The organism is Streptomyces sp. NPDC005281 (assembly GCF_040607495.1).
In the GTDB taxonomy this organism is placed as follows: Bacteria; Actinomycetota; Actinomycetes; order Streptomycetales; family Streptomycetaceae; genus Streptomyces.
Genome location: NZ_JBEXGX010000027.1, coordinates 1 through 25,672 on the forward strand (window position 1 = coordinate 1; position 25,672 = coordinate 25,672).

The 25,672-nt window shown below is 71.4% G+C and carries 21 protein-coding genes; 18 read left to right on the forward strand and 3 right to left on the reverse strand.

Features of this window, described 5'->3' with window-relative positions:
* Positions 1-151: 151 nt before the first annotated feature.
* Complete coding sequence (gene bldD, locus ABZV42_RS30925) at positions 152-652, reverse strand: transcriptional regulator BldD (RefSeq protein ID WP_037621142.1); 501 nt, start codon at positions 650-652, stop codon at positions 152-154.
* Positions 653-896: 244 nt separating this feature from the next.
* On the opposite strand from bldD, the gene pyrR reads away from it, so the two are divergent.
* The 14 genes from pyrR to ABZV42_RS30995 all read left to right on the forward strand — a co-directional run bounded on the left by pyrR (position 897) and on the right by ABZV42_RS30995 (position 17,786).
* Positions 897-1,487 carry a bifunctional pyr operon transcriptional regulator/uracil phosphoribosyltransferase PyrR gene (pyrR, locus tag ABZV42_RS30930; protein WP_355978150.1) on the forward strand — a complete coding sequence of 197 codons (591 nt, stop codon included), beginning with the start codon at positions 897-899 and terminating at the stop codon, positions 1,485-1,487.
* Positions 1,488-1,569: 82 nt separating this feature from the next.
* Positions 1,570-2,547 carry an aspartate carbamoyltransferase catalytic subunit gene (locus ABZV42_RS30935; RefSeq protein WP_355978148.1) on the forward strand — a complete coding sequence of 326 codons (978 nt, stop codon included), beginning with the start codon at positions 1,570-1,572 and terminating at the stop codon, positions 2,545-2,547.
* Between the two features lie 4 nt (positions 2,548-2,551).
* Complete coding sequence (locus ABZV42_RS30940) at positions 2,552-3,838, forward strand: dihydroorotase (protein ID WP_355978146.1); 1,287 nt, start codon at positions 2,552-2,554, stop codon at positions 3,836-3,838.
* Complete coding sequence (locus ABZV42_RS30945) at positions 3,835-4,401, forward strand: hypothetical protein (protein WP_355978145.1); 567 nt, start codon at positions 3,835-3,837, stop codon at positions 4,399-4,401. The genes ABZV42_RS30940 and ABZV42_RS30945 overlap by 4 nt, the downstream gene beginning before the upstream one ends.
* The gene (carA, locus tag ABZV42_RS30950; RefSeq protein WP_355978143.1) at positions 4,398-5,555 is read left to right on the forward strand and encodes a glutamine-hydrolyzing carbamoyl-phosphate synthase small subunit; all 1,158 of its coding nucleotides are present in this window, start codon (positions 4,398-4,400) and stop codon (positions 5,553-5,555) included. Before ABZV42_RS30945 ends, carA begins: the two co-directional genes overlap by 4 nt.
* Positions 5,548-8,856: a carbamoyl-phosphate synthase large subunit gene (gene carB, locus ABZV42_RS30955; RefSeq protein WP_356054671.1), complete on the forward strand. Its 3,309-nt coding sequence runs from the start codon at positions 5,548-5,550 to the stop codon at positions 8,854-8,856. Before carA ends, carB begins: the two co-directional genes overlap by 8 nt.
* A 100-nt stretch (positions 8,857-8,956) precedes the next feature.
* Positions 8,957-10,063: a quinone-dependent dihydroorotate dehydrogenase gene (locus tag ABZV42_RS30960; RefSeq protein ID WP_355978139.1), complete on the forward strand. Its 1,107-nt coding sequence runs from the start codon at positions 8,957-8,959 to the stop codon at positions 10,061-10,063.
* The gene (gene pyrF / locus ABZV42_RS30965) at positions 10,060-10,902 is read left to right on the forward strand and encodes an orotidine-5'-phosphate decarboxylase (protein WP_355978137.1); all 843 of its coding nucleotides are present in this window, start codon (positions 10,060-10,062) and stop codon (positions 10,900-10,902) included. The genes ABZV42_RS30960 and pyrF overlap by 4 nt, the downstream gene beginning before the upstream one ends.
* 310 nt (positions 10,903-11,212) lie before the next feature.
* Entirely contained in the window at positions 11,213-11,536 is a 324-nt protein-coding gene (locus ABZV42_RS30970) for an integration host factor (RefSeq protein WP_081223334.1), read from the forward strand.
* A gap of 37 nt (positions 11,537-11,573) precedes the next feature.
* Entirely contained in the window at positions 11,574-12,167 is a 594-nt protein-coding gene (gmk, locus tag ABZV42_RS30975) for a guanylate kinase (protein WP_355978135.1), read from the forward strand.
* A 38-nt stretch (positions 12,168-12,205) separates the two neighbouring features.
* Positions 12,206-12,478 carry a DNA-directed RNA polymerase subunit omega gene (rpoZ, locus tag ABZV42_RS30980; RefSeq protein ID WP_003982715.1) on the forward strand — a complete coding sequence of 91 codons (273 nt, stop codon included), beginning with the start codon at positions 12,206-12,208 and terminating at the stop codon, positions 12,476-12,478.
* Positions 12,479-12,570: 92 nt separating this feature from the next.
* Positions 12,571-13,773 carry a bifunctional phosphopantothenoylcysteine decarboxylase/phosphopantothenate--cysteine ligase CoaBC gene (gene coaBC, locus ABZV42_RS30985; protein ID WP_356054673.1) on the forward strand — a complete coding sequence of 401 codons (1,203 nt, stop codon included), beginning with the start codon at positions 12,571-12,573 and terminating at the stop codon, positions 13,771-13,773.
* Positions 13,774-14,011: 238 nt separating this feature from the next.
* On the forward strand, positions 14,012-15,220 hold the full coding sequence (gene metK / locus ABZV42_RS30990) for a methionine adenosyltransferase (RefSeq protein ID WP_328454579.1): 1,209 nt from the start codon (positions 14,012-14,014) through the stop codon (positions 15,218-15,220).
* A gap of 409 nt (positions 15,221-15,629) precedes the next feature.
* Entirely contained in the window at positions 15,630-17,786 is a 2,157-nt protein-coding gene (locus ABZV42_RS30995) for a primosomal protein N' (protein ID WP_356054675.1), read from the forward strand.
* 142 nt (positions 17,787-17,928) lie between these two features.
* Here the strand turns inward: ABZV42_RS30995 and ABZV42_RS31000 are convergent, their stop codons facing one another.
* Positions 17,929-18,471, reverse strand: a complete 543-nt coding sequence (locus ABZV42_RS31000) for a hypothetical protein (RefSeq protein WP_355978130.1) — start codon at positions 18,469-18,471, stop codon at positions 17,929-17,931.
* 512 nt (positions 18,472-18,983) lie between these two features.
* On the opposite strand from ABZV42_RS31000, the gene fmt reads away from it, so the two are divergent.
* Both fmt and ABZV42_RS31010 read left to right on the forward strand, forming a co-directional pair.
* Positions 18,984-19,916, forward strand: coding sequence for a methionyl-tRNA formyltransferase (gene fmt, locus ABZV42_RS31005; RefSeq protein WP_355978128.1), 933 nt, complete (start codon positions 18,984-18,986; stop codon positions 19,914-19,916).
* A 61-nt stretch (positions 19,917-19,977) separates the two neighbouring features.
* Positions 19,978-21,411: a transcription antitermination factor NusB gene (locus tag ABZV42_RS31010; protein ID WP_355978126.1), complete on the forward strand. Its 1,434-nt coding sequence runs from the start codon at positions 19,978-19,980 to the stop codon at positions 21,409-21,411.
* Positions 21,412-21,480: 69 nt separating this feature from the next.
* Here ABZV42_RS31010 and ABZV42_RS31015 read toward each other — a convergent pair whose 3' ends face one another.
* Positions 21,481-23,700 carry an MMPL family transporter gene (locus ABZV42_RS31015; RefSeq protein ID WP_356054677.1) on the reverse strand — a complete coding sequence of 740 codons (2,220 nt, stop codon included), beginning with the start codon at positions 23,698-23,700 and terminating at the stop codon, positions 21,481-21,483.
* Between the two features lie 134 nt (positions 23,701-23,834).
* Here ABZV42_RS31015 and rpe point away from each other — a divergent pair, with 134 nt between their 5' ends.
* Entirely contained in the window at positions 23,835-24,521 is a 687-nt protein-coding gene (rpe, locus tag ABZV42_RS31020; RefSeq protein WP_355978121.1) for a ribulose-phosphate 3-epimerase, read from the forward strand.
* A 78-nt stretch (positions 24,522-24,599) separates the two neighbouring features.
* Complete coding sequence (locus tag ABZV42_RS31025; protein ID WP_355978118.1) at positions 24,600-25,643, forward strand: sugar-binding domain-containing protein; 1,044 nt, start codon at positions 24,600-24,602, stop codon at positions 25,641-25,643.
* The last annotated feature ends 29 nt before the right edge of the window (positions 25,644-25,672 follow it).

A 25,672-nucleotide genomic window follows, 5' to 3' on the forward strand; every position in this document is an offset into this window, starting at 1 on the left:
GGAGGGCGCCCAGGTCGCGGCCACCCCGCTGACCCTGGTGTCACTGGTCGGCTCGGGGACCTTCATCCCCCTGGAGCTGCTGCCGGACGGCATGAACCATCAGGTTCCGGCCACCCCGGCGGCACGTTTCTGCTGAGCTGTCCTAAGGGATTCAGCCCTCGTCGTGGGCGACCGCGCGGCGCGCGTCAGCGTCCAGGACGCCCCAGCTGATCAGCTGCTCGGTCAGGACCGAGGGCGACTGGTCGTAGATCACGGCGAGGGTGCGCAGGTCGTCCTGGCGGATCGACAGCACCTTGCCGTTGTAGTCGCCGCGCTGGGACTGGATCGTCGCCGCGTAGCGCTGGAGAGGGCCCGCCTTCTCGGCCGGCACGTGGGCGAGCCGCTCGAGGTCGAGGACCAGCTTCGGCGGCGGCTCGGCGGCCCCGCCCGGAGTGGTGCCAGGGAGCAGTTCCTGGACCGGCACCCCGTAGAAGTCCGCCAGCTCGGCAAGACGCTGTACGGTGACGGCGCGATCGCCGCGCTCGTACGAACCGACCACGACCGCTTTCCAGCGGCCCTGCGACTTCTCCTCCACGCCATGGAGGGAAAGGCCCTGCTGGGTGCGGATCGCGCGGAGCTTGGCCCCGAGCTGTTTGGCGTATTCGCTGGACATATAGCTCCCCGGACGCTGTATCAACGTGCGGCTCCGCCGCGCGGCTGGTGACTCACTGTGAGGTTACGCAGCGTTACTCTCCCCCGTCAAGCCGAAGGATTTTCGACCGGCTCCGGGCGGGCGTCACCGAAGGTGGCTCAAACCGATGTGATCAGCCGCGTTGCGGGGCTGGTACCGTTGATGGCGCAAATCCGACGTCCTTTAATGATCCGTCCCGTGAGGCGGAGAAGGAGGTCCGTTTCCCATGGACACTCAGCACGAAAAGCAGCACGACGAGGCCGACGCGCGTCCCGTGCTCGAGGCACCCGACATCGCTCGGGTGCTGACCCGCATCGCCCACGAGATCGTCGAACGCGCCAAGGGCGCCGACGACGTGGTGCTCCTCGGCATTCCGACCCGGGGTGTCTTCCTGGCCCGCAGGCTGGCCGACAAGCTCGAAGAGATCACCGACCGCAAGATGCCGGTCGGATCCCTCGACATCACCATGTACCGCGACGACCTGCGCATGCACCCGCCGCGCGCGCTGGCCCGCACCGAGATCCCCGGCGACGGCATCGACGGCCGCCTCGTCGTCCTCGTCGACGACGTGCTCTTCTCCGGCCGCACCATCCGCGCCGCGCTCGACGCGCTGAACGACATCGGCCGCCCGCGCGCCGTGCAGCTCGCCGTCCTCGTCGACCGGGGCCACCGCGAACTGCCCATCCGCGCCGACTACGTCGGCAAGAACCTCCCCACGTCGTTGCGGGAGACGGTCAAGGTCCAGCTCGCCGAGGAGGACGGTCGCGACACCGTGCTGCTCGGTGCCAAGCGGACCTCCACGGGCGAGCTCCAGTAGCACTCAGGTCCCCGCCACCGAGTGCGCTCCCGCGCGCCCGCATGCCCGAATCCTCCCTGAACTTCCTTACGGAGCCTGACAGATGCAGCGTCATCTCATCTCGGCCGCCGACCTCACCCGCGACGACGCCGTCCTGATCCTCGACACCGCCGAGGAGATGGCCCGGGTCGCCGACCGGCCGATCAAGAAACTGCCGACCCTGCGCGGCCGCACCGTCGTCAACCTCTTCTTCGAGGACTCGACCCGGACCCGGATCTCCTTCGAGGCCGCGGAGAAGCGCCTGTCCGCCGACGTCATCAACTTCACCGCCAAGGGGTCGAGCGTCTCCAAGGGCGAGTCCCTCAAGGACACCGCCCAGACCCTGGAGGCGATGGGTGTCGACGCCGTCGTCATCCGGCACGGCGCCTCCGGGGCCCCGTACCGCCTCGCCACCTCCGGCTGGATCGACGCCGCCGTCATCAACGCCGGTGACGGCACCCACCAGCACCCCACGCAGGCCCTGCTCGACGCCTTCACCATGCGCCGCCGCCTCGTCGGCCGGGACGCCGGCATCGGCCAGGACCTCTCCGGCAAGCGCATCACGATCGTCGGCGACGTCCTGCACAGCCGCGTCGCCCGTTCCAACGTCGACCTGCTGACCACCCTCGGCGCCGAGGTCACCCTCGTCGCGCCGCCCACCCTGGTGCCGGTCGGCGTCGAGAACTGGCCCTGCGAGATCTCGTACGACCTCGACAGCACCCTCTCCAAGTCCGACGCCGTGATGATGCTGCGCGTGCAGCGCGAGCGCATGAACGCGGCGTTCTTCCCGACCGAGCGCGAGTACTCGCGTCGCTACGGGCTCAACGGCGACCGCATGGCGAGAATGCCCGAGCACGCGATCGTGATGCACCCGGGCCCGATGGTCCGCGGCATGGAGATCACCGCCGAGGTCGCCGACTCCGAGCGCTGCACGGTCGTCGAGCAGGTCGCCAACGGCGTCTCCATCCGCATGGCCGTCCTGTACCTGCTCCTGGGCGGCAACGAGCCCGCCGTCACCCACACCCGTACCGAGGAGAAGTAAGAACATGAGCAAGATCCTTATCCGAGGTGCGAAGGTGCTCGGCGGCGAGCCGCAGGACGTCCTGATCGACGGCGAGGTCATCGAGGCCGTCGGTACCGGCCTTTCCGCCGAGGGCGCGGAGGTCGTCGAGGCCGACGGCAAGGTGCTCCTGCCGGGCCTGGTCGACCTGCACACCCATCTGCGCGAGCCCGGCCGCGAGGACTCCGAGACCGTGCTGACCGGCACGCGGGCGGCGGCGAGCGGCGGTTTCACGGCCGTGTTCGCCATGGCCAACACCTTCCCGGTCGCCGACACCGCGGGCGTGGTCGAGCAGGTCTACCGGCTCGGCCGCGAGCACGGCTACTGCGACGTGCAGCCGATCGGCGCCGTCACGGTCGGCCTGGAGGGCAAGAAGCTCGCCGAGCTCGGCGCGATGCACGAGTCCGCCGCCGGCGTCACGGTCTTCTCCGACGACGGCAAGTGCGTCGACGACGCGGTGATCATGCGCCGCGCGCTGGAGTACGTGAAGGCCTTCGGCGGTGTCGTCGCCCAGCACGCCCAGGAGCCCCGCCTCACCGAGGGCGCCCAGATGAACGAGGGCGTCGTCTCCGCCGAGCTCGGTCTCGGCGGCTGGCCCGCGGTGGCCGAGGAGTCGATCATCGCCCGGGACGTCCTGCTCGCCGAGCACGTCGGCTCGCGCGTCCACATCTGCCACCTGTCGACCGCGGGCTCCGTCGAGATCGTCCGCTGGGCCAAGTCCCGCGGCATCGACGTCACCGCCGAGGTGACCCCGCACCACCTGCTCCTCACCGACGAGCTGGTGCGCTCGTACAACCCGGTCTACAAGGTCAACCCGCCGCTGCGCACCGAGCGGGACGTCATGGCGCTGCGCGAGGCGCTCGCCGACGGCACCATCGACATCGTCGCGACCGACCACGCGCCGCACCCGCACGAGGACAAGGACTGCGAGTGGGCCGCCGCGGCCATGGGCATGGTCGGTCTGGAGACCGCGCTGTCCGTCGTCCAGCAGACGATGGTCGAGACCGGACTGCTCGACTGGGCCGGTGTCGCCGACCGCATGTCCGTCAAGCCCGCCGCGATCGGCGGCGCCACCGGTCACGGACGTCCCGTCTCGGCAGGTGAGCCCGCGAACCTCACGCTCCTCGACACGGCATACCGTGGGACGGTGGACCCCGCTGGCTTCGCCTCGCGCAGCCGCAACACCCCCTACGAGGGCCGTGAGCTGCCGGGCCGGGTCACCCACACCTGGCTGCGGGGCAAGGCCACCCTCGTCGACGGGAAGCTCGCGTGACACCTCTCCTCTCCATCGCCGCCGCACAGAAGTCCGCGGAAGTGACCGACTGGTCCGCCCGGATCGGCTGGCTGGTCGGCCTCGCCCTCTTCGTCGCGCTCGTCTACTGGCTGATGCGCGAGGGCTGGAAGTGGCGCGGCACCCTCCAGGGCGACCTGCCCGAGCTCCCCGCCGCGCCGGAAGACCCGGGCCCGGTGAGACTGAGCATGAGCGGCCGCTACCACGGCTCCACCACCGCCGGGCAGTGGCTCGACCGCATCGTGGCGCACGGCCTGGGCACCCGCAGCCGGGCCGAGCTCACCCTGACGGACGCGGGTCTCGACGTCGTACGCCCCGGAGCGGACGACTTCTTCATCCCGGCCTCGCAGCTGCGCGAGGCCCGGCTCGACAAGGGCATCGCCGGCAAGGTCCTCACCGAGGGCGGACTCCTCGTCGTCACCTGGGCGCACGGCGACCGGCTCCTCGACTCGGGTTTCCGCTCGGACCGCGCGGCCGAGCACAACGAATGGGCCGACACCCTGAACGACATGATCAACAAGACGGAAACGGAAGGCGCACGATGACGACCTCCACACAGGGGAACGCCTCACAGAGGGAGAAGGCGCTTCCCGCCGTACTCGTCCTGGAGGACGGCCGGGTCTTCAACGGCCGCGCCTACGGGGCCGTGGGGGAGACCTTCGGCGAAGCGGTGTTCTCCACCGGTATGACCGGCTACCAGGAGACCCTCACCGACCCGTCGTACCACCGCCAGGTCGTCGTGATGACCGCCCCGCACGTCGGCAACACCGGCGTCAACGACGAGGACCCCGAGTCGAAGCGGATCTGGGTCGCCGGATACGTCGTCCGCGACCCCGCGCGCGTGCCCTCCAACTGGCGCTCCCGGCGCTCGCTGGACGAGGAACTGCGCACCCAGGGCGTCGTCGGCATCAGCGGAATCGACACCCGCGCCCTCACCCGCCATCTGCGCGAGCGTGGCGCCATGCGCGTCGGCATCTTCTCCGGCAACGCGCTGCCCGACCCGGGCACCATGCTCGCCGAGGTGCGCCAGGCGCCCGAGATGAAGGGCGCGAACCTCGCCGCCGAGGTCGCCACCAAGGAGACGTACGTCGTCCCCGCGATCGGTACGAAGAAGTTCACCGTCGCCGCCGTCGACCTGGGCATCAAGGGCATGACCCCGCACCGGATGGCCGAACGCGGCATCGAGGTGCACGTGCTGCCCGCGACGGCCACGGCCGAGGACATCTACGCCGTGAACCCCGACGGCGTCTTCTTCTCCAACGGCCCCGGCGACCCGGCGACCGCCGACGGTCCCGTCGCCGTCATGAAGGAAGTCCTCGCCCGTAAGACTCCGCTCTTCGGCATCTGCTTCGGCAACCAGATCCTCGGCCGGGCCCTCGGCTTCGGCACGTACAAGCTGAAGTACGGCCACCGCGGCATCAACCAGCCCGTGCAGGACCGTACGACCGGCAAGGTCGAGGTCACCGCGCACAACCACGGCTTCGCCGTCGACGCCCCGCTCGACGAGGTCTCCCAGACCCCCTACGGTCGCGCCGAGGTCTCCCACGTGTGTCTGAACGACAACGTGGTGGAGGGCCTCCACCTGCTCGACCAGCCTGCGTTCAGCGTCCAGTACCACCCGGAAGCGGCGGCAGGACCGCACGACGCCGCCTACCTGTTCGACCGCTTCGTATCTTTGATGGAGGGCCAGCGTGCCTAAGCGCACCGATATCCAGTCCGTCCTGGTCATCGGCTCCGGCCCGATCGTCATCGGCCAGGCCGCCGAGTTCGACTACTCCGGAACCCAGGCGTGCCGCATCCTGCGCGCCGAGGGCCTGCGGGTCATCCTCGTCAACTCCAACCCGGCGACGATCATGACCGACCCGGAGATCGCCGACGCCACGTACATCGAGCCGATCACGCCCGAGTTCGTCGAGAAGATCATCGCCAAGGAGCGCCCGGACGTGCTGCTGCCGACCCTCGGCGGCCAGACGGCCCTCAACACCGCGATCTCCATGCACGAGCAGGGTGTGCTGGCGAAGTACGACGTCGAACTCATCGGCGCCAACGTCGAGGCGATCAACAAGGGCGAGGACCGCGAGCTCTTCAAGGGTGTCGTCGAGGCCGTCCGCGAGAAGATCGGCCACGGCGAGTCCGCCCGGTCCGTCATCTGCCACACCATGGACGACGTCATCAAGGGCGTCGACACCCTCGGCGGCTACCCCGTCGTCGTCCGCCCCTCCTTCACCATGGGCGGCGCCGGCTCCGGCTTCGCGCACGACGAGGAGGAGCTGCGCCGCATCGCCGGACAGGGCCTGACGCTCTCCCCGACCACCGAGGTGCTCCTGGAGGAGTCCATCCTCGGCTGGAAGGAGTACGAGCTGGAGCTGATGCGCGACAAGAACGACAACGTCGTGGTCGTCTGCTCCATCGAGAACTTCGACCCGATGGGCGTCCACACCGGCGACTCCATCACCGTCGCGCCGGCCATGACGCTGACCGACCGCGAGTACCAGCGGCTGCGTGACATCGGCATCGCGATCATCCGCGAGGTCGGCGTCGACACCGGCGGCTGCAACATCCAGTTCGCGATCAACCCCGACGACGGCCGCGTCATCGTCATCGAGATGAACCCGCGCGTCTCGCGGTCCTCGGCGCTCGCCTCCAAGGCGACCGGCTTCCCGATCGCCAAGATCGCGGCCAAGCTCGCCGTCGGCTACACGCTCGACGAGATCCCGAACGACATCACCGAGAAGACCCCGGCGTCCTTCGAGCCGACCCTCGACTACGTCGTCGTGAAGGCCCCGCGCTTCGCCTTCGAGAAGTTCCCCTCCGCCGACTCCACCCTCACGACCACCATGAAGTCGGTCGGCGAGGCCATGGCGATCGGCCGGAACTTCACCGAGGCGCTCCAGAAGGCGCTGCGCTCGCTGGAGAAGAAGGGCAGCCAGTTCACCTTCGTGGGTGACCCCGGTGACAAGGCCGAGCTGCTGCGCGAGGCCGTCCGCCCCACCGACGGCCGCATCAACTCCGTCATGCAGGCGATTCGCGCGGGCGCCACGCAGGAGGAGGTCTTCGAGTTCACGAAGATCGACCCGTGGTTCGTCGACCAGCTGTTCCTGATCAAGGAGATCGCGGACGAGCTGGCCGCCGCCGACAAGCTCGGCCCCGAGCTGCTCGCCGAGGCCAAGCGGCACGGCTTCTCCGACGCCCAGATCGCCGAGATCCGCGGGCTGCGCGAGGACGTCGTCCGCGAGGTGCGGCACGCGCTCGGCGTGCGCCCGGTCTACAAGACGGTCGACACCTGCGCCGCCGAGTTCGCCGCGAAGACGCCGTACTTCTACTCCTCCTACGACGAGGAGAGCGAGGTCGCGCCCCGCGAGAAGCCCGCGGTGATCATCCTGGGCTCCGGCCCGAACCGCATCGGCCAGGGCATCGAGTTCGACTACTCCTGCGTCCACGCCTCCTTCGCGCTCAGCGAGGCGGGCTACGAGACCGTGATGGTCAACTGCAACCCCGAGACCGTCTCCACGGACTACGACACCTCCGACCGTCTGTACTTCGAGCCGCTGACGCTGGAAGACGTACTGGAGATCGTGCACGCGGAGTCGCTGGCCGGCCCGATCGCCGGTGTGATCGTGCAGCTCGGCGGCCAGACCCCGCTCGGCCTGGCGCAGGCGCTCAAGGACAACGGCGTGCCGATCGTGGGCACCTCGCCCGAGGCGATCCACGCCGCCGAGGACCGCGGCGCCTTCGGACGGGTCCTCGCGGAGGCGGGCCTGCCGGCCCCCAAGCACGGCACCGCCACCACCTTCACCGAGGCCAAGGCCATCGCCGACGAGATCGGCTACCCGGTCCTCGTGCGGCCCTCGTACGTCCTCGGCGGGCGCGGCATGGAGATCGTCTACGACGAGACCCGGCTGTCCTCGTACATCGCCGAGTCGACCGAGATCAGCCCCTCCCGGCCGGTCCTGGTCGACCGCTTCCTCGACGACGCGATCGAGATCGACGTCGACGCGCTGTACGACGGCGAGGAGCTCTACCTCGGTGGCGTCATGGAGCACATCGAGGAGGCCGGCATCCACTCCGGCGACTCGGCGTGCGCGCTGCCGCCGATCACCCTCGGCGGGTTCGACATCAAGCGGCTGCGCGCCTCGACCGAGGCCATCGCCAAGGGCGTCGGCGTCCGCGGCCTGATCAACATCCAGTTCGCGATGGCCGGCGACATCCTCTACGTCCTCGAGGCCAACCCGCGTGCCTCGCGCACCGTCCCCTTCACCTCGAAGGCGACCGCGGTGCCGCTCGCGAAGGCCGCCGCCCGCATCTCGCTGGGCGCGACCGTCGCCGACCTGCGCGCCGAGGGCCTGCTGCCCGCGAACGGCGACGGCGGCACCCTGCCGCTCGACGCGCCGATCTCGGTCAAGGAGGCCGTGATGCCGTGGTCGCGCTTCCGCGACATCCACGGACGCGGCGTCGACACGGTCCTCGGCCCGGAGATGCGCTCCACCGGCGAGGTCATGGGCATCGACTCGGTGTTCGGCACCGCGTACGCCAAGTCGCAGGCCGGCGCCTACGGCCCGCTGCCCACCAAGGGCCGCGCGTTCATCTCGGTCGCCAACCGCGACAAGCGCTCGATGATCTTCCCCGCGCGTGAACTCGTCGCCCACGGCTTCGAGCTCATGGCCACCTCCGGCACGGCCGAGGTACTCAAGCGCAACGGCATCAACGCCACGATCGTGCGCAAGCAGAGCGAGGGCGAGGGCCCGAACGGCGAGAAGACCATCGTCCAGCTCATCCACGACGGCGAGGTCGACCTCATCGTCAACACGCCGTACGGCACCGGTGGCCGCCTCGACGGCTACGAGATCCGCACGGCGGCCGTGGCCCGCTCGGTCCCGTGCCTCACGACCGTGCAGGCGCTCGCCGCCGCCGTCCAGGGCATCGACGCGCTCAACCACGGCGACGTGGGCGTGCGCTCGCTCCAGGAACACGCCGAGCATCTGATCGCGGCGCGCGACTAGCAGCCCTGAGGGGGACACCGGAAACGGTGTCCCCCCTCTTCATGAGGCCCCTTGCCCCTTCCAGAGGCGCCCCTCACCGGGCTCTTTCGAGGACATGATCATGTACAAGCTCTTCTTCGACCTCGTATTCAAGCGAATGGACCCGGAGCAGGCCCACCACCTCGCCTTCCGCTGGATCCTGCTCGTCGCCCGCGTCCCCGTCCTGCGCACCTTCGTCGCCGCCGCGCTCGCGCCCCGGTACAAGGAGCTGCGCACCGAGGCGCTCGGCCTGCGCATGCACGGGCCCTTCGGGCTCGCCGCGGGCTTCGACAAGAACGCGGTGGCCATCGACGGAATGTCGATGCTCGGCTTCGACCACATCGAGATCGGCACGGTCACCGGCGAGCCGCAGCCCGGCAACCCCAAGAAGCGGCTGTTCCGCCTCGTACAGGACCGCGCGCTGATCAACCGCATGGGATTCAACAACGAGGGCTCCGCGGCCGTCTCCGAGCGCCTGGCGGCCCGTACGCCCGTCTTCAGGACCGTCGTGGGCGTCAACATCGGCAAGACCAAGACCGTCCCCGAGGCGGAGGCCGTCGGCGACTACGTGAAGTCCACCGAGCGTCTCGCCCGGCACGCCGACTACCTCGTCGTGAACGTGTCGTCCCCGAACACACCCGGCCTGCGCAACCTCCAGGCCACCGAGGCGCTGCGCCCGCTGCTCAGCGCCGTGCGCGAGGCCGCCGACCGCGCCGTCACGGACCGGCGTGTCCCGCTCCTCGTCAAGATCGCGCCCGACCTCGCCGACGAGGACGTCGACGCGGTCGCCGACCTCGCCGTCGAGCTCGGCCTGGACGGGATCATCGCCACGAACACGACCATCGCGCGCGAGAGCCTCGGACTGACGTCCGACCCCTCCCTGGTGAAGGAGACCGGCGGTCTCTCCGGGGCGCCGCTCAAGGCGCGCTCCCTGGAGGTGCTGCGCCGCCTCTACGCGCGCGTGGGCGACCGGATCACCCTGGTGGGTGTAGGCGGCGTCGAGGACGCCGAGGACGCCTGGCAGCGCATCCTGGCCGGCGCCACGCTGGTCCAGGGCTACAGCGCCTTCATCTACGAGGGGCCCTTCTGGGGCCGCGCCATCCACAAGGGGCTCGCCGCCCGCCTGCGGACGAGCCCGTACGCCACCCTCGCCGACGCGGTCGGCGCCGACGTGAGGAAGCCCGCATGAGCCTGGAACCCTTCGGCGCGCGTCTTCGCCGCGCCATGGACGAGCGCGGTCCCCTGTGCGTGGGCATCGACCCGCACGCGTCCCTGCTCGCCGACTGGGGGCTCGGCGACGACATCGCGGGCCTGGAGCGCTTCAGCCGTACGGTCGTCGAGGCGCTCGCCGAGCGGGTCGCCGTCCTCAAGCCGCAGAGCGCGTTCTTCGAGCGGTTCGGCTCGCGCGGGATCGCCGTCCTGGAGAGGTCCGTCGAACAGGCGCGGGCGGCCGGGGCGCTGGTCGTGATGGACGCCAAGCGCGGCGACATCGGCTCGACCATGGCCGCGTACGCCGAGACCTTCCTGCGCAAGGACGCGCCGCTCTTCTCGGACGCGCTGACCGTGTCGCCCTACCTGGGCTACGGCTCGCTGAAGCCCGCGGTGGAGCTGGCGCGCGAGAGCGGGGCCGGGCTCTTCGTCCTCGCGCTCACCTCGAACCCCGAGGGCGGCGAGGTGCAGCACGCCGTCCGGGCGGACGGGAGGAACGTCGGAGCGACGATGCTCGGGCACCTGGCCGCCGAGAACGCGGACGAGAGGCCCCTCGGGTCCTTCGGCGCGGTCGTCGGCGCCACCCTGGGCGATCTCTCCTCCTACGACCTGGACATCAACGGCCCGCTCCTGGCGCCCGGTATCGGCGCCCAGGGAGCTACGGCGGCAGACCTGGCGGGTGTCTTCGGGTCCGCCGTGCGCAACGTCGTCCCGAACGTGAGCCGGGGTGTTCTGCGTCACGGTCCCGACGTCATGGCCCTGCGCGAGTCGGCCGAGGGGTTCGCGGAGGAGATCAGGGCCGCCGTGGCGGCGGCCTGAGGGCTCCGACAGCCGTTCGAGAGCCCTCCGACGAGTGCCTTCCCGGCGTTCCGAGTCTGAATACATTCTCAAATCCGGGGAGGTATGTCGTAAATGTCGGGCTCCAGGGAGGCTGACCAGGACTTTTCCTCTGTTCTCGCTGACTCCGGCGCACTTGCCCGCTAGTCTCCGTCGAGTGGGAGCACCTCCCGCGCTGTCAAGGCGGCGGGGAAGAACGGGCGAGCGTGTTGCCCGGGGGCTCCCAGGTGTGGGGCGACTAGGTTCCTCACCGGTCCGTATCCGACAGTTCGACATCCGAGGTGACGTAGGCGTGGCTCTTCCGCCCCTTACCCCTGAACAGCGCGCAGCCGCGCTCGAAAAGGCCGCCGCGGCTCGCCGGGAGCGGGCCGAGGTCAAGAATCGACTCAAGCACTCCGGCGCCTCTCTTCACGAGGTCATCAAGCAGGGCCAGGAGAACGACGTCGTCGGCAAGATGAAGGTCTCCGCTCTCCTGGAGTCCCTGCCGGGCGTGGGCAAGGTCCGCGCCAAGCAGATCATGGAGCGGCTCGGGATCTCCGAGAGCCGCCGGGTGCGCGGTCTCGGCTCGAACCAGATCGCGTCTTTGGAGCGCGAGTTCGGCGGTTCCGGCGCCTGAGTCCTGGGCACCCCGGGATTGCTGGAATAATCGCTGTATGGCTGTAACACCCCGGGGGACGACCCCCGTACCCCCGGACGTACGTCCGCGGCTGACCGTGCTCTCCGGCCCCTCAGGGGTCGGCAAGAGCACGGTCGTCGCTCATATGCGCAAGGCGCACCCCGAGGTCTGGCTCTCGGTGTCGGCGACGACCCGCAAGCCGCGCCCCGGCGAGAAGCAAGGAGTCCACTACTTCTTCGTCACTGACGACGAGATGGACAAGCTGATCGCCAACGGCGAGCTCCTGGAGTGGGCCGAATTCGCCGGCAACCGCTACGGCACTCCGCGTGCCGCGGTCACCGAGCACCTGGAGTCCGGTGCGCCGCTCCTCCTGGAGATCGACCTCCAGGGAGCCCGGCAGGTCCGCGAGTCCATGTCGGACGCGCTGCTCGTGTTCCTCGCCCCGCCCTCCTGGGAGGAACTGGTGCGCAGGCTCACCGGGCGGGGCACCGAGTCGCCCGAGGTGATCGAGCGCCGTCTGGAGGCCGCCAAGACCGAACTCGCGGCCGAGCCGGAGTTCGATGTCACCCTGGTCAACACCTCCGTCGAGGACGTGGCGCGTGAGCTGCTAGCCTTGGTGGCAGTTGTTTGATCTTTCAGGTCAATTTTCCACCTTTCGGAAGGCAGAGCGTGTCCTCTTCCATCACTGCTCCCGAGGGCATCATCAACCCTCCGATCGACGAGCTTCTCGAGGCCACCGACTCGAAGTACAGCCTGGTGATCTACGCGGCCAAGCGTGCCCGCCAGATCAACGCGTACTACTCGCAGCTCGGCGAGGGCCTCCTCGAGTACGTCGGTCCGCTCGTCGACACCCACGTCCACGAGAAGCCGCTGTCGATCGCCCTGCGCGAGATCAACGCGGGTCTGCTGACCTCCGAGGCCGTCGAGGGCCCCGCCCAGTAGTCGTTCAGTTTGCTCATTCCAGGCCCGGCGGCGCGACTGCCGGGCCTGTGGTGTGTCATGGAGTCGTTCGTTTCCGAGCCCAGGGAGAAGCGGTGGACAAGCCGAAGGTCGTACTGGGGGTCAGCGGTGGCATCGCCGCGTACAAGGCCTGTGAGCTGCTGCGACGAATGACGGAGTCGGGCCACGACGTGCGTGTCGTGCCCACGGCCTCCGCACTGAACTTCGTCGGCGCCGCCACCTGGTCCGCGCTCTCGGGGCACCCCGTGTCCACCGAGGTCTGGTCGGACGTCCACGAGGTCCCGCACGTCCGCATCGGGCAGCACGCCGATCTCGTCGTGGTCGCCCCCGCGACGGCAGACATGCTGGCCAAGGCCGCCCACGGGCTGGCCGACGACCTCCTGACCAACACCCTGCTCACCGCCCGCTGCCCCGTCGTCCTCGCGCCCGCCATGCACACCGAGATGTGGGAGCACCCGGCGACGCAGGAGAACGTCGCGACCCTGCGGCGGCGCGGCGCCGTCGTCATCGAGCCCGCCGTGGGCCGCCTGACCGGTGTCGACACCGGCAAGGGGCGGCTGCCCGACCCGGGGGAGATCTTCGAGGTCTGCCGCCGCGTCCTCGCCCGGGGAGTCACCGAGCCCGATCTCGCCGGCCGCCATGTCGTCGTCAGCGCGGGCGGCACCCGTGAGCCGCTCGACCCCGTCCGCTTCCTCGGCAACCGTTCCTCCGGCAAGCAGGGGTACGCGCTCGCCCGCACCGCCGCCGCCCGCGGCGCCAGGGTCACGCTGATCGCCGCGAACACGGGCCTGGCGGACCCGGCCGGGGTCGACGTGGTCCAGGTCGGCACCGCCGTGCAGCTGCGGGAAGCCGTGCTGAAGGCGGCCTCGGACGCCGACGCCGTGGTGATGGCGGCCGCCGTGGCGGACTTCCGCCCCGAGACGTACGCGGCCGGAAAAATCAAGAAGAAGGACGGCAAGGAACCGGAGCCGATCGTTCTGGTCCGCAATCCGGACATCCTCGCGGAGATCTCCGCGGACCGCGCCCGCCCCGGCCAGGTCGTGGTGGGATTCGCCGCCGAGACCGACGACGTCCTGTCCAACGGGCGGATGAAACTGGAGCGCAAGGGCTGCGATCTCCTGGTGGTGAACGAGGTGGGGGAGAGCAAGACCTTCGGTTCCGAGGAGAACGAGGCTGTGGTGCTCGGAGCCGACGGGAGTGAGACCCCGGTGCCCCACGGACCCAAGGAAGCGCTGGCCGAGACCGTGTGGGACCTGGTGACACGCCGACTGGTGTGAATCCTCACCCATCACACCCGTCACCGCAAAGACGGCAAAATCGGGCGTGGCGACCCTGGCGGAGACCCACGGCGATGGCGCAGAATGCCCGTGCCGCAGGTCACAGGCCTTCCGAGAGGCGAGACAGGGGTCCCGCGGCCGAGCGCGACCGATAAACTGTTCTCGGACGACGCCGGGCGCAGCCCCCGACCCGTCCACCAATGATCAGCCAGCAGCCGCTGCAACCACAGGGAGCGTTGTGTCCCGTCGCCTGTTCACCTCGGAGTCCGTGACCGAGGGTCACCCCGACAAGATCGCTGACCAGATCAGCGACACCATTCTCGATGCCCTTCTGCGCGAGGACCCGACATCCCGGGTCGCCGTGGAGACGCTCATCACCACCGGCCTGGTGCACGTGGCCGGAGAGGTCACGACCAAGGCTTACGCGCCGATCGCCCAGCTGGTCCGCGACAAGATCCTGGAGATCGGCTACGACTCGTCGAAGAAGGGCTTCGACGGAGCCTCCTGCGGCGTGTCGGTGTCGATCGGTTCGCAGTCCCCGGACATCGCGCAGGGTGTCGACACGGCGTACGAGTCCCGTGTCGAGGGCGACGAGGACGAGCTGGACAGGCAGGGCGCCGGCGACCAGGGCCTGATGTTCGGTTACGCGACCGACGAGACCCCGAACCTGATGCCGCTGCCGATCCACCTCGCGCACCGGCTCGCGCGCCGGCTCTCCGACGTCCGCAAGAACGGGACCATCCCGTACCTGCGCCCCGACGGCAAGACCCAGGTCACCATCGAGTACGACGGCGACAAGGCGGTCCGTCTGGACACCGTCGTCGTCTCCTCGCAGCATGCCTCGGACATCGACCTGGACTCGCTGCTCGCTCCCGACATCCGCGAGTTCGTGGTGGAGCCGGAGCTGAAGGCCCTCCTCGACGACGGCATCAAGCTGGAGACCGAGGGCTACCGCCTGCTGGTGAACCCGACCGGCCGCTTCGAGATCGGCGGCCCGATGGGCGACGCCGGCCTCACCGGCCGCAAGATCATCATCGACACGTACGGCGGCATGGCCCGCCACGGCGGCGGCGCCTTCTCCGGCAAGGACCCGTCCAAGGTCGACCGCTCGGCCGCCTACGCGATGCGCTGGGTCGCCAAGAACGTCGTCGCCGCGGGCCTCGCCTCGCGCTGCGAGGTCCAGGTCGCCTACGCGATCGGCAAGGCCGAGCCCGTCGGTCTGTTCGTCGAGACCTTCGGCACCGCCAAGGTCGACGCCGAGAAGATCGAGACCGCCATCACGGACGTCTTCGACCTCCGCCCGGCGGCCATCATCCGCGACCTCGACCTGCTCCGCCCGATCTACTCCCAGACCGCCGCCTACGGCCACTTCGGCCGTGAGCTGCCGGACTTCACCTGGGAGCGCACGGACCGGGTGGACGCGCTGCGCAAGGCCGCCGGCCTGTAGTCCGCGAAGGCTCGCACACAGCCGTGAGGCCCGGTTCCCCTCGGGGTGCCGGGCCTCACGGCTGCCCGGAAAAACGGTCGCAGGTCCGGGATGGAGTTCGTAAACTGATCATCTCCCGGTGCGATGGCCGCGGTTACTTCGGTGGAGTACGCCCACGGCGTGCGGTGAATCTGGATCACGTTCCGCTGCCGACCTGATCTCGGGAGAGCCGACGTCGTCCTGCCCGGTGCGACGGCCGCGGATACTTCCTGGGGAGTCTTCCCCTCGCAGGTTCGAATCCTGCCGCCGGTCGGTGACCGGTGTGGCCGAGTGGTCCATGGCGAGAGGCGCCTCGAAGGCGATCACGATCCGCGGCCGGCCTGATCTCGGGCGGACGGCGCTGTCAGTGCGGTCTGGTAGGAATACTGCTGTGAGCAGCGCGAACGGGCGATCCGACGACAGCGCGGGCGGCACGGAAGGCGCGCCGCCCGAGCAGCTTGCGCTGATCCGGGAGGCCGTGCGCCAGGCCAAGGCGCCGAAGGCGAAGCCGCGGACCTGGCGGGGAGCCCCGCTGGCGAAGGAACTGCCCGTCGCGCGGGTGCTCGTCGACAAGGGCGTGCTGCACCTCGACCGCTACTTCGACTATGCCGTGCCCGAGGATCTGGACGAGGCCGCGCAGCCGGGCGTGCGGGTGCGGGTGCGGTTCGGCGCCGGCGGCCGCAGGGTGCGGGAGGGGCGCCGCGAGGGCGGCGGCCTGATCGACGGTTATCTGGTGGAGCGCGTCGCCGAGTCCGACTACTCCGGGCCGCTTGCCGCCCTCGCCCAGGTCGTCTCGCCCGAACCCGTCCTCGGGCCCGAACTGCTGGGCCTCGCCCGCGCCGTCGCCGACCGGTACGCGGGATCGCTCGCCGACGTGCTGCAACTGGCCGTTCCGCCCCGGCACGCCCGTGCCGAGGCGCGGGAGTCGCGGGTGCCCCCGCCGCCGCCCACCGCACCCGACCCGGGGACCTGGCGGCGGTACGGGAGAGGGCCGGACTTCCTCGCCTCGCTCGCCTCCGGTGGCGCCCCGCGCGCCGTGTGGACCGCGCTGCCCGGACCGGAGTGGGCCGAGGAGGTCGCCCGCGCCGTCCAGGCGACGCTCGCCTCCGGGCGCGGCGCGCTCGTCGTCGTACCAGCGGGCCGTCCGGCCGCCCGCGTGGACGCGGCGCTCAAGACCCTGCTGGGGGAGGGACAGCACGCCGTGCTGACCGCCGACGCGGGACCGGAGCGGCGCTACCGCGACTGGCTCGCCGTGCGACGGGGGTCCGTACGGGCGGTGGTCGGCACCCGCGCCGCCATGTTCGCGCCGGTACAGAACCTCGGCCTTGTCGTCGTCTGGGACGACGGGGACGACGGACACAGCGACGACAACGCTCCCTTCCCTCATGTCCGGGAAGTGCTGGAGCTGCGCGCCTCACGCGACAAGTGCGGCTTTCTGCTGGGGAGTTGGACGTGCACGGTGGAGGCGGCGCAACTGGTCGAGAGCGGCTGGGCGCTGCCGCTGGCCGCCGACCGCGAACAGGTGCGCGCCGCAGCGCCACTGGTACGGACCGTCGGGGACGGCGATCTCGCGCGCGACGAGGCCGCCCGTGCCGCCCGGCTGCCCACGCTCGCCTGGAAGATCGCCAGGGAGGGCCTGAAGCAGGGACCTGTGCTGGTGCAGGTGCCCCGGCGGGGATATGTGCCGCGGATGGCCTGTGCGCGCTGCCGGGAGCCCGCTCGGTGCCGGCACTGCGCGGGGCCGCTGGAGGCCCAGGACGCCGACGCGCTGCACTGTGCGTGGTGCGGGCGGGACGAGACGGCCTGGCACTGCCAGGAGTGCGGCGGGTTCCGGCTGCGGGCGCAGGTCGTCGGCGCCCGGCGGACCGCCGAGGAGCTGGGGCGGGCGTTCCCCGCGGTGCCCGTGCGTACGTCCGGGCGGGAGCAGGTGCTGGACACGGTGCCCGCGACGCCCGCCCTGGTGGTCAGCACGCCGGGGGCCGAACCGGTGGCCGAGGGCGGCTACGCGGCGGCCCTGCTGCTCGACGGCTGGGCCATGCTCGGACGGCCCGATCTGCGGGCCGGCGAGGACGCGTTGCGCCGGTGGACGGGGGCCGCGGCCCTCGTCCGTCCGCAGGGCGCGGGCGGCACGGTCGTGGTCGTGGCCGAACCGACCCTGCGGCCCGTGCAGGCGCTCGTGCGGTGGGACCCGGTCGGGCACGCGTTGCGTGAACTCGCCGAGCGGGCCGAGCTGGGATTCCCCCCGGTCTCCCGGATGGCGTCGGTGTCCGGGACACCGGAGGCGCTCGCCGGGTTCCTGGCGGCGGCCGAACTGCCGCGCGACGCCGAGGTGCTGGGGCCCGTTCCGCTGCCGGCCGGCGAGCCGGGACGGCCCCGGCGGCCCGGTGGACCGCCTCCGGGGGAGCCCGGGGAGCGGGTACTCGTCCGGGTGCCCCCGGGCAGTGGCGCCGCTCTGGCGGCCGCGCTGAAGAGCGCGCAGGCGGCGCGCATGGCCCGCGGCGGCAGTGAGCCCGTACGCATCCGGATCGATCCGCCCGACATCGGGTGAGATCCGGTGCGGCCGCGCGAGCGGGGACGCGTGGCGCGGACGTGCGGGCGGAGCGGCTGTACGGCTCCGGGCACGGTGGGTGCGTGGGACTGCCCCCCGGGGCCTGGCGCCGGGAGGCAGTTGTCGTCTCGGGTGCTTCGGGTCAGCCGTTGCGCGGGCCCGGGAAGGCCGTGGGCCTGGCCTCGTCGCGGAACGCCGGACTGCCGGACGTCGGCTGGGTCGGCATGGATCGGGCGGCGGGGACGGTCGGCACCGGGGCGAGGACGCTGTCGACGCCGACCGCGCACGTGTCGGCCGTCTCTGTCGCACGCTCCGCCTCGGCCGCGGCCTGGGCGGCGGCGCGGCGGGCGCCGTAACGCCTGTGCACGGCCTGCTTGGTGACACCGAGGGCCGAGCCCACCGCGTCCCACGAGAAGCCGAGGGAGCGGTCGAAGTCCACGGCGGCGGTGACCAGGGTCTCGACGCTGTCCCGCAACTCCTGGGCGAGACGGACGGTCGGGGCGGGAGCGCGCCCGTAGACGACGAAGCCCGTGGAGGGGCCGGCACGGCGCGGGCGGTACACGTTGCCCAACTGGGCGGTCAGCGTGCGCAGTGCGTCCACCTGCCGACGGACCCGCTCGATGTCGCGCACCAGCAAGTGCAGGCTGGCCCGGGCCTGGGCGTCGTGGGTTGCATGGTCGGCCATGAACAAGCCTCTCGAACCGGCGTTGAAAGGGATCGGGCCGCTTGTGTGCGGCCCGCTGTGGTCAACTCTTTCTTGACCAACGCGTGGACGGGTGAGTGGTCACGGGTGCAAGGGCGCAAGAGCATATGAACGGGGCGCGTCACGCTGTGTACGCCCCCCGTCGTGCGGTGGACGCGCCCCGTGCGCCCACCGGTGGTGCCCGCCGGCCGCGGGACGATGCCCCCACCTGCGCCGACGCACGGTCCGCGGTCACCCGGGCCCGTGCGCGGCCCGTACAGCGCGCGGCGACCGCCTCCCCGCCCAGCGCGCACCGTCCGTGCCCAAGCACCTCTCGTCCCCAAGCACCTCTCGTCGTCACGCGCCTCTCGTCGTCACGCACCCCCGGGCCCGCTCGGGAACCCCCGAGCCCTTGTGCCGCGCGCGGCATAGACTGGTGCGCTGCCCCGTGCGCCGCCTGATCCGGCACGCGCGGGGGATGGAAGTGCTCCCGCCCGAGAGGCCAACCGCCACCCATGAAGCTCGTCTTCGCAGGTACCCCCGAGGTCGCCGTTCCCGCCCTGGACGCCCTGATCGCCTCCGGGCGGCACGAGGTGGCCGCCGTCGTGACCCGGCCGGACGCGCCGGCCGGACGGGGGCGGCGGCTCGTCGCGAGTCCGGTCGCCGAGCGGGCGGAGCACGCCGGGATCGAGGTGCTCAAGCCCGCGAAGCCGCGGGACGAGGAATTCCTGGCCCGGCTGCGGGAGATCGGCCCCGACTGCTGCCCCGTCGTGGCGTACGGGGCGCTGCTGCCCCGGGTCGCCCTCGACATCCCGGCCCAGGGCTGGGTCAATCTGCACTTCTCTCTGCTGCCGGCCTGGCGCGGCGCCGCCCCCGTCCAGCACGCGATCATGGCCGGCGACGAGATCACCGGCGCCACCACCTTCCTGATCGAGGAGGGCCTCGACTCGGGACCGGTGTACGGGACCGTCACGGAGGAGATCCGGCCCACCGACACCAGCGGCGATCTGCTCACGCGGCTCGCCTTCGCCGGGTCCGGACTGCTCGCCGCGACGATGGACGGCATCGAGGACGGCACCCTCAAGGCCGTGCCGCAGCCCGCCGACGGCATCAGCACCGCGTCGAAGATCAACGTCGAGGACGCCCACATCGACTGGGCCGCCCCGGCGCTGCGCGTCGACCGCATGGTGCGCGGTTGCACACCCGCGCCCGGCGCCTGGACCGTCTTCCGCGGCGAGCGGCTCAAGCTCATCCAGGCCACGACGGTGCCCGACCGCACGGACCTCGCCCCGGGCGAGCTGTCCGTCGCCAAGAACAACGTCTACGCCGGCACCGGTTCGTACGCCGTCGAACTGCTCTGGGTGCAGGCCCAGGGCAAGAAGCCGATGCGTGCCGCGGACTGGGCCCGCGGGGTGCGGATTCCCTCCGGGGAACGGCTCGGCGTCTGACGCCCGCCCTGCGGCGTACGCTGATAGACGCACCTTTTCCTGGATCCGGAGCACCTTTTTCGTGAGTGAGCAGCCCCGTCGGCCGCAGAAGACCGGCAAGCCCTACCGCCGCCCCCAGAAGGACCCGGTCCGCATGCTCGCCTTCGAGGCGCTGCGGGCCGTGGACGAGCGGGACGCGTACGCCAACCTCGTCCTGCCGCCGCTGCTGCGCAAGGCGCGGGAGAAGGGCGACTTCGACACACGGGACGCCGCGCTCGCCACCGAGCTGGTGTACGGCACGCTGCGCCGCCAGGGCACGTACGACGCCGTCATCTCGGCCTGCGTCGACCGGCCGCTGCGGGAGGTCGACCCGCCGGTCCTCGACGTGCTCAGCCTCGGCGTCCATCAGCTGCTCGGCACCCGTATCCCGACGCACGCGGCCGTCTCCGCCTCCGTCGAGCTGGCCCGGGTGGTGCTCGGTGACGGGCGGGCCAAGTTCGTGAACGCCGTGCTGCGCAAGGTGGCCCGGCAGGATCTCGACGCGTGGGTGGAACAGGTCGCGCCGCCCTACGACGAGGACCCCGAGGACCACCTCGCCGTCGTGCACTCGCACCCGCGCTGGGTCGTCTCGGCGCTCTGGGACTCCCTCGGCGGCGGCCGGGCCGGCATCGAGGACCTGCTGGAGGCCGACAACGAGCGGCCCGAGGTGACCCTCGTCGCCCGTCCCGGACGCTCCACCGCAGAGGAACTGCTCGACGCCCTCGACGAGGACACGGCTCTTCCCGGGCGCTGGTCCCCGTACGCCGTGCGGCTCACCGAGGGCGGCGAACCGGGTGCCATCGACGCCGTGCGCGAGGGCCGCGCCGGCGTCCAGGACGAGGGCAGTCAGCTCGTGGCGATCGCCCTGGCCAACGCGCCGATCGAGGGGCCCGACCGGGCCTGGCTGGACGGTTGCGCCGGACCCGGCGGCAAGGCCGCGATGCTGGCGGGCCTCGCCGCTGGACGGGGGGCGACGCTGCTCGCCTCCGAGAAGCTGCCGCACCGCGCGGGGCTCGTCGCCAAGGCGCTCGCCGGGAACCCCGGCCCCTACCAGGTCATCACCGCCGACGGCACCCGCCCGCCGTGGCGGCCCGGCACGTTCGACCGGGTGCTCATGGATGTGCCCTGCACCGGTCTGGGCGCGCTGCGCCGCCGCCCCGAGGCCCGCTGGCGCCGCCGGCCCGAGGACCTCGACGGGTTCGCCCCGCTCCAGCGCGGGCTGCTGCGCACGGCGCTCGAATCGGTGCGGGTCGGCGGAGTCGTCGGATACGCGACCTGCTCTCCGCACCTCGCCGAGACCCGCGCGGTGGTGGACGACGTCCTCAAGCACTTCGAGGGTGGCTCCGCCGAGCTGGTCGACGCCCGTCCGCTGCTGCCCGGCGTGCCGGCTCTGGGCGACGGCCCCGACGTACAGCTGTGGCCGCACCTGCACGGGACGGACGCGATGTACCTGGCCCTGATCCGCCGGACCGGCTGACCGGGCCCCTCGGCACGGCCGCGCCGTCCGGCCGGGCCGCCCCGGGGCGCACCGGTCCGGTCCGCGTCGTCAGCCGGGAGGCCCGGCCGGCTTCGCGGCGCCCCCGGTGTCCCCGGCCTCCCCGGTGCCTTCGGCGCCCCCGGCGCCCCCGGCGCCCCCGGCGCCCCCGGCGGGCCGGGAGCCCCCGTCCTCGCGCGAGAGCCGGTGCGGCCACCACACCTTCGGGCCGACGTCGAGGAAGAGCGCGGTGACCAGCACCGAGCGCACCACGAAGGTGTCCAGGAGCACGCCGAGGGCGACCGCGAAGCCGATCTCCGCGAAGCCCACGATCGGCAGGGTGCCGAGGGCCGCGAAGGTGCCCGCGAGCACCAGACCGGCCGAGGTGATCACCGCCCCGGTGGTGGACAGCCCGGTGACCACGCCCTGCCGGGTGCCGTGGAGGACCGCCTCCTCGCGGATACGGGTGGTCAGGAAGATGTTGTAGTCGATTCCGAGCGCCACCAGGAACACGAAGACGAACAGCGGGAAGGCCACGTCCTCGCCCGCGTAGTCGAAGACGTGCCGGAAGGCCAGCGCGCTCACCCCGAGGGCGGTGGCCAGCGACAGCACCACGGTCCCGATCAGCAGGAGCGGCGCGACCAGCGAGCGCAGCAGGACGCTCAGCACCAGCAGGACCACCACCAGGACGAGCGGGATGACCAGATAGTTGTCGTGCGTCTGGGCGTTCTCCATGTCCAGCAGGACCGCCGCGCCGCCGCCCACCTTCGCGTCGGCCCCCGGCACGGCGTGCACCGCGTCGCGTACCCGCTCCACCGTGGCCTTGGCCGCGGCGCTGTCGGAGGGCGCGCGGGTCGTCGCCTCGAACAGCACCTTGCCGTCGTGCACGGGAGCGGTGCCCGGTGGCACACCGATGCTCGCCGTCACGACGCCCGGGTCCGCCGCAACGGTACGGCCGACCTCTCTCGCCTGGGCCGTGTCGGACACGATGACCAGCGGATCCCCGTCGCCCGCGGGGAAGTAGCGCGCCGAGACCTCCTGGCCGACGATCGAGTCCGGCTTCCCGGTGAACTGGTCGGCGTTGGGGATGCCCGCGGCCCGCAGCTGGATCAGGCCGAGGGACAGCAGCCCGAGCGCCAGCGCCGTGGCGACCCAGGTGGTCCGGGGGCGGCGGGCGATCCGGCGGCCCGTACGCGCCCAGACGCCGCTCCTGGTCGGATCGGCCGAGCCGAGGTGCGGGACGGCGGGCCAGAAGATCCAGCGGCCGAAGACGAGCAGCAGGGCCGGGAAGAGCGTGAGCATGGCGAGCAGGGCGACGGCCACGCCGATGGCCGCGACCGGGCCGAGGCCCCGCGTCGAGTTCATCTCGGCGACCAGGAGCACGAGCATGCTCAGTACGACCGTGGCGCCCGAGGCGAGGACGGCGGGACCGGCGCGGTTCATGGCGAGCGTCATCGCCTCGTGGCGGTCCTCGTGGCGGCGCAGCTCCTCGCGGTAGCGGGCGACCAGCAGCAGCGCGTAGTCGGTCCCCGCGCCGAACACGAGCACGGTGAGAATCCCGGCGCTCTGGCCGTTGACGGTCAGACCGGCGTGTTTCGCCAGCAGATAGATCAGCGCCTGGGCGGTGAACAGGGCGACGACCACCCCGAGCAGCGGGACGAACAGCAGGATCGGGCTGCGGAAGGTGATCAGCAGCATCACGATGACGACGGCCATCGCGGCGTAGAGCAGCGTCGAATCGATGCCCTGGAAGGCCTTGGAGGAGTCCGCGGCCGTGCCGCCGGGCCCGGTGATGTGCACCGAGAGTCCGTCGCCGCCCTTGCCGACCTGGTCACGGACGGAGGAGACGGCGGGGGCGATCCGCTGCCAGCCGGAAGCGTCCATGGTGATGGGGATGTAGACCTGCGCCGCGCGCGGATCCGGCTGCCGGTCGAAGACCGGTCCCCGGGTCTCCTCGCCGCGGATGCCGTGCTCCCGCAGCGTCTTCAGCTGCCGGACGTCCTCGTCGATCTGCCGCCGGTCCTGCGCCGTCAGGCCGTCCGGGCGCGCGTACACGACGACCGCGGGGATCTGCTCCGGCCTGAACCCGTTCGAGATGCTCAGCACCTGGGTCGATTCGGCCGAGCCCGGCAGCCACGACTGGGCGTCGTTGTCCTGGGCGTCGCTGAGCTTCGCTCCGAGCGGTGCCACGAAGAGGAGCACCAGCAGCCACAGGCCCAGGACCAGCCACTTGGACCGCCGGCCGCACACGACCGAGATGGTCCCGTGCTTCCAGGCGTCGAGCCGCTTCATGCCCACCTCCGGGACCGGACACGGTGCCGCCGGACCGTCCTGCGGGGCACGGCGGACCCTGATCCGGCGTCCGCGGGACGAACCAGGTCCGGACCGAGGCGGGCAACGGGCCCGGGGCATGGCAGTCTTGGGGCATGGCCGCGCAGATCAACCCCAGCATCCTGTCCGCCGACTTCGCCCGTCTTGCCGATGAGGCCAAGGCGGTGGAAGGCGCGGACTGGCTCCATGTCGACGTCATGGACAACCATTTCGTACCGAACCTCACCCTCGGGGTACCGGTCGTAGAGTCTTTGGCCCGTGCGACGGACATTCCGCTGGACTGCCATCTGATGATCGAGGACGCCGATCGGTGGGCGCCCCAGTACATCGAAGCCGGTGCCGGCTCCGTCACCTTCCATGTGGAGGCGGCCGCCGCGCCCGTCAGGCTCGCCCGCGAGATCCGGGCCAAGGGGGCCCGCGCCTCGATGGCGCTGAAGCCCGCGACCCCCATCGAGCCGTACGAGGATCTGCTGCCCGAGCTCGACATGCTGCTGATCATGACGGTCGAGCCCGGATTCGGGGGCCAGGCTTTTCTTGACATCATGCTCCCCAAGATCCGCCGCACGCGCGAGTTGATCAGCAAGCACGGCCTGGAACTGTGGCTCCAGGTCGACGGTGGCGTCTCCGCCTCGACCATCGAGCGGTGCGCGGAGGCCGGTGCCGACGTGTTCGTCGCCGGTTCGGCGGTGTACGGGGCCGGGGACCCCGCGCAGGCGGTACGTGCATTGCGCAGCCAGGCCGAGGAGGCGACGACCCGTGCGTCCTGGGCGTGCGACCACTGAGCCAAGGGAACGTGAACGCCGCCCATCAGGGCGGATCAAGTGCGCCGGATCTGCAAGGATGAACGGCGAATCCAGAGTGTGAACAGAAGTGAGGAGAACGCCGTGTCGGGTATGTCGGCGGGCCGGTCAGCCATGCGGATGGGACCCGCTGAGCTGGTCCAGGCGGCGGCCATGGCCCGCCGCTTCTACCTTGAGGGCAAGTCCAAGATCCAGATCGCCGAGGAGTTCGGCGTCAGCCGCTTCAAGGTGGCCCGGGTCCTGGAGACCGCTCTCGAACGGGATCTCGTGAGGATCGAGATCCGTGTACCGGCCGAGCTCGACGCGGAGCGCTCGGACGCGCTGCGTGCCCGCTACGGCCTGCGGCACGCCGTGGTCGTGGAGTCCCCGGCGGAGGCCGAGGAGTCACCCGACCCGGAGAACCTCGGCGAGGTGGCCGCGGACCTGCTCGGTGAGCTCGTCAACGAGGGCGATGTGCTCGGCCTCGCCTGGGGCCGCTCCACGATCCACATGGCGGCGGCCCTCGACCGGCTCGCGCCGTGCACCGTGGTGCAGCTGACGGGTGTGTACGACGCCGGGACCGCCGAACGCGGCTCCGTCGAGGCCGTCCGGCGTGCCGCGCAGGTGTCGGGGGGCGACGCCCACCCCATCTACGCGCCGATGCTGCTGCCCGACGCGGCCACCGCGGCGGCGCTGCGTCACCAGACGGGGATCGCCCGCGCCTTCGAGTACTTCGACAAGGTGACGGTCGCCTGCGTCTCCATCGGCTCCTGGGAGCCCGGCATCTCCACGGTGCACGACATGCTCAGCGACGAGGAGCGCGCGCACTACGCGTCGCTCGGTGTCGCCGCCGAGATGTCCGCGCACCTCTTCGACGCCGAGGGCCGCCGGGTCGGGCGTGACCTGGGAGAGCGCTGCATCACGGTCGAGGCCGACCGGCTGCGCCGTATCCCCGAGGTCGTCGCCATAGCGGGCGGGCAGCGCAAGGCGGCCGCCATCGACGCGGTGCTGCGGTCCGGGCTCGTCACCAGCCTGGTGACGGACACCGCGGCCGCGGACGCGCTGATGACGGCGGGCACGGCCCCGCGTCCGGCGCTGAACCGGGCGGACCCGGACGGGTCCTGAGAAAAGCATCCGGAGCGTGCCCCGAGGGG

Coding starts and splice junctions, on each gene's coding strand:
- fmt (WP_355978128.1), top strand. CDS start 18,984: ATGAAGCTCGTCTTCGCAGGTACCCCCGAGGTCGCCGTTCCCGCCCTG.
- ABZV42_RS31000 (WP_355978130.1), bottom strand. CDS start 18,471: ATGGCCGACCATGCAACCCACGACGCCCAGGCCCGGGCCAGCCTGCAC.
- carA (WP_355978143.1), top strand. CDS start 4,398: ATGACGACCTCCACACAGGGGAACGCCTCACAGAGGGAGAAGGCGCTT.
- bldD (WP_037621142.1), bottom strand. CDS start 652: ATGTCCAGCGAATACGCCAAACAGCTCGGGGCCAAGCTCCGCGCGATC.
- pyrF (WP_355978137.1), top strand. CDS start 10,060: ATGAGCCTGGAACCCTTCGGCGCGCGTCTTCGCCGCGCCATGGACGAG.
- ABZV42_RS31015 (WP_356054677.1), bottom strand. CDS start 23,700: ATGAAGCGGCTCGACGCCTGGAAGCACGGGACCATCTCGGTCGTGTGC.
- gmk (WP_355978135.1), top strand. CDS start 11,574: ATGGCTGTAACACCCCGGGGGACGACCCCCGTACCCCCGGACGTACGT.
- ABZV42_RS30935 (WP_355978148.1), top strand. CDS start 1,570: ATGCAGCGTCATCTCATCTCGGCCGCCGACCTCACCCGCGACGACGCC.
- ABZV42_RS30960 (WP_355978139.1), top strand. CDS start 8,957: ATGTACAAGCTCTTCTTCGACCTCGTATTCAAGCGAATGGACCCGGAG.
- ABZV42_RS30940 (WP_355978146.1), top strand. CDS start 2,552: ATGAGCAAGATCCTTATCCGAGGTGCGAAGGTGCTCGGCGGCGAGCCG.
- pyrR (WP_355978150.1), top strand. CDS start 897: ATGGACACTCAGCACGAAAAGCAGCACGACGAGGCCGACGCGCGTCCC.
- rpe (WP_355978121.1), top strand. CDS start 23,835: ATGGCCGCGCAGATCAACCCCAGCATCCTGTCCGCCGACTTCGCCCGT.